The 3496-nt window shown below is 71.6% G+C and carries 2 protein-coding genes; both read left to right on the top strand.

The annotated features are described in order from the left end of the window. Nucleotides 1–25: 25 nt before the first annotated feature. Complete coding sequence (locus tag AC1D1S_RS20210) at nucleotides 26–1336, top strand: bifunctional glycosyltransferase family 2/GtrA family protein (protein WP_476995335.1); 1311 nt, start codon at nucleotides 26–28, stop codon at nucleotides 1334–1336. Continuing rightward, nucleotides 1333–3411: a glycosyltransferase family 39 protein gene (locus AC1D1S_RS20205; protein WP_476995334.1), complete on the top strand. Its 2079-nt coding sequence runs from the start codon at nucleotides 1333–1335 to the stop codon at nucleotides 3409–3411. Before AC1D1S_RS20210 ends, AC1D1S_RS20205 begins: the two co-directional genes overlap by 4 nt. Nucleotides 3412–3496 lie beyond the last annotated feature (85 nt).

Below are 3496 nucleotides of genomic sequence, written 5' to 3'. Positions count from 1 at the left end.
GGCCGGCGCACCCGTCCCGGGCCCGATCGCCGGGGCGCTGACCGGCCCCGGCGGCCGGCGCACGGCCATTGATACGCGCGCCAGCACGCCCCTGCTGGACGTCACCATCCCGGTCTTCAACGAGGAACGGGACCTCGAGGCCTGCCTGCGCCGGCTCCACGCGTACCTGCTCGGCGCCTTCCCGCATTCCTTCCGGATCACCGTGGCGGACAACGCCAGCACCGACGAAACGCTCAAGGCCGCGGAACGGGTAGCCCGCGAGCTGCGCGAAGTGACGGTGGTCCATATGGCAGAAAAGGGCCGCGGAAACGCGCTTCGCAAGGTGTGGCTGGCCTCGCCGTCACCGGTCCTGGCGTACATGGATGTGGATCTCTCCACTGATCTGGCGGCCCTCGGCCCGCTCCTTGCCCCGCTCATTTCCGGGCACTCCGACCTGGCGATCGGGACGCGGCTGACCCGCAACTCCCGCGTGGTCCGCGGACCCAAACGGGAATTCATCTCGCGCAGCTACAACTTCCTGCTCCAGGCCCTCATGGGCGCCCACTTCAGTGACGCGCAGTGCGGCTTCAAGGCGATCCGGGCGGACGTGGCCCGGCAACTGCTTCCGCACACGCTGGACAACGCCTGGTTCTTCGACACCGAGCTGCTGGTCCTGGCAGAAAAGTGCGGCCTGCGCGTCCACGAAGTCCCAGTGGACTGGACCGACGACCCGGATTCCAGCGTGGACATCGTCCAGACGGCCCTCGCGGACTTGCGCGGCATGGCACGGTTGAGCCGGGACCTGGTCTCGGGCCGGATCCCGGTTCCCGACCTGCGCGCGGCCCTCGCCCGCGGACCGCTGCCGGCCGCCTCCCGGGCCCAGGAACAAAGCCCCGGCGGAAGCCTCTTCGGACAGCTCGTCCGCTTCGGCAGCATCGGGGTGGCCTCCACCCTGGCCTACCTGGCGATCTTCCTGCTCTGCCGCGGGTTCATGGACCCGCAGCTGGCAAACTTCCTCGCGTTACTCACCACCGCCGTGGCCAACACTGCGGCCAACCGGCGCTTCACGTTCGGCATCCAGGGCAGCAGCCAGGCGGCTCGCCACCATTTCGAGGGGTTGCTGGTCTTCGGCATCGGGCTGGCCCTGACCTCGGGCGCACTCGCCGTCGTTCACGCCGCGTCGGGAGCGGCACCGGACCGCTGGCTTGAACTGCTCACGGTCACCGCCGCCAACCTGGCCGCCACGGCCGTCAAGTTCCTGCTCTTCCGGCTGGTGGTTTTCCGCCACAGGGCCGCCGCTGCCGTTCCGGCGCCCCCGACCCTTCCCTCCCCCGCACAGAAAAGGCCAAGTAAATGACGGCAACCATCAGCCCCACCGCCGGAGCCCAGGGCGGTTCCCCGGCCGGCAGGCCGCCGGCCGCCGAGGARCAGCCACACCCGGTTCCCGGAGACGGCGGGACGGCMCCCCATCTGCCCGCGTCCCCGGCGCCGGCCACCCAAGGCCGCTGGGACCGGCTGCTGTTCGGACCGCAGCCCCGCTGGGTGCGGCCTTCGGCAGGGCTGCTCCTGGTGGTCACCGCGGCGTTGTACCTGTGGAATCTGGAGGCCACCGGCTACGCCAACTCGTTCTATGCCGCGGCGATCCAGGCCGGGACCAAGGACTGGACCGCGCTGCTCTTCGGCTCCCTCGACGCCGGCAATGCCATCACGGTGGACAAGCCCCCGGCCGCACTCTGGATCCCCGCCCTCGCGGGACGGATCTTTGGTTTCTCGGCCCTGAGCATGCTCATTCCCCAGGCGCTCATGGGAGTGGCCGCCGTCGGGCTTCTCTACCTGACCATCAAGCGGGTGTCCGGGCCGGCCGCGGGCCTGCTCGCCGGCGGCGCCCTGGCACTGACCCCGGTGGCCGCCCTCATGTTCCGGTTCAACAACCCGGACGCGATGCTCACCCTGTGCCTGGTACTGGCGGCCTACCTCACCACCCGCGCCATCGAGAAGGCCGGCTGGAAGTGGCTCGCCGCGGCCGGCGCGGTCATCGGCCTGGCCTTCCTGAGCAAGATGCTGCAGGGCTTCCTGATCGTTCCCGGGCTGGCCCTGGCCTACCTGTGGGCGGCGCCCGCCACCCTCGGCCGCCGGCTCCTGCACCTGCTGGCCGCCGCCGCCGGGATCGCCGTCGTGGCCGGAAGCTACGTTGTCCTGTTCCAGCTGACCCCGGCCTCGGTCCGGCCGTACATGGCAGGGTCGGAGACCAACAGCTTCCTGGAACTCACGTTCGGCTACAACGGCCTGGGCCGGATCACCGGGTCAGGCGGGGGCATGCCCGCCGGAGGAAACCTGGGAGGCAACGCCGGCGGCCCGGGAGGCACCGGAAACGTCGGCTTCGGCGGCGCGGCCGGGATCACCCGGATGTTCGRGACGAGCTTCGGCGGCGAGGTGTCCTGGCTGCTGCCGGCGGCCCTGATCCTGCTGGCCGCCGGGCTGTGGTTCACCCGGCGCGAAGCCAGGACCTCGAAAACCCGGGCGGCGCTCCTGCTGTGGGGCGGCTGGCTGGTCATCACGGCCGGAATCTTCAGCTTCATGAGCGGCACCGTGCATCCGTACTACGCCGTGGCGCTGGCCCCCGCCATCGCGGCGCTGGCCGGCATCGGTTCCCTGGAACTGTGGCGGGGCCGGACCTACTGGGCCGCCCGGGTTGTCCTGGCCGTGACGGTGCTGGCCACCTCAGTCTGGTCCGCCGTGCTCTTGGGCCGCGACCCGTCCTGGCTTCCCGGGCTCCGGGTGATCGTGGTGGTCCTGGGCGTCCTCGCCGCCGCGGCCCTGCTCCTGCTCCTGCGGGCGGACGGCATGGCGGCTCTCCCGGCGCGGTTCCGCAAGGCCGCCACGGCCGGCGTCGTGATCCTCTGCCTGCTTGCCGGCGGGCTCGGAAGCACCGCGTGGACACTGGCGACCGTCGCCCAGCCGCATTCCGGTTCGATCCCCACGTCGGGCCCCACCGCGTCCGCGATGGGCGGCGGCTTCGGGGCAGCAGGCAGGACCGGCAGTGACGGAACCGGCACTGACGGCGCGGGCAGTGCCGGCATGGGCGGTGGCCCCGGCGGGGAAACGTCCTCGCCGGAGTTGACCGCGCTGCTGAAGTCCTCCGGCGCCAAGTGGTCCGCGATTGTCTCCGGCGCCACCCAGGCCGCGAGCCTGGAACTCGCCACCGGCACCAGCGTGATCGCGCTCGGCGGCTGGAACGGCGGCGACCCCTACCCGACGCTCGCACAATTCCAGGCGATGGTGGACCGCGGCGAGATCGGCTACTTCATTTCCGGCGGCATGGGCGGCATGGGCGGGGGCCGCGGAGGCAACTCCGAGGTCGCCACCTGGGTCGCGGCCAACTACCAGGGCCAGACCGTGGGCAACGCCACCATCTACAAACTGGGAGCGTAGACCGCCATGACTGACACCCTGAGCCCCCGCCCCGACACGGCGCCGGCCCGCACGCCGGGGCGGCCGCGGCCGCAAGCCCGGGACC

The sequence above is a fragment of the Arthrobacter sp. P1_A5 genome, from assembly GCF_056406825.1.
Note: the sequence above shows the minus strand (reverse complement) of the source record. Positions and strands in the feature narration are given on the sequence as shown.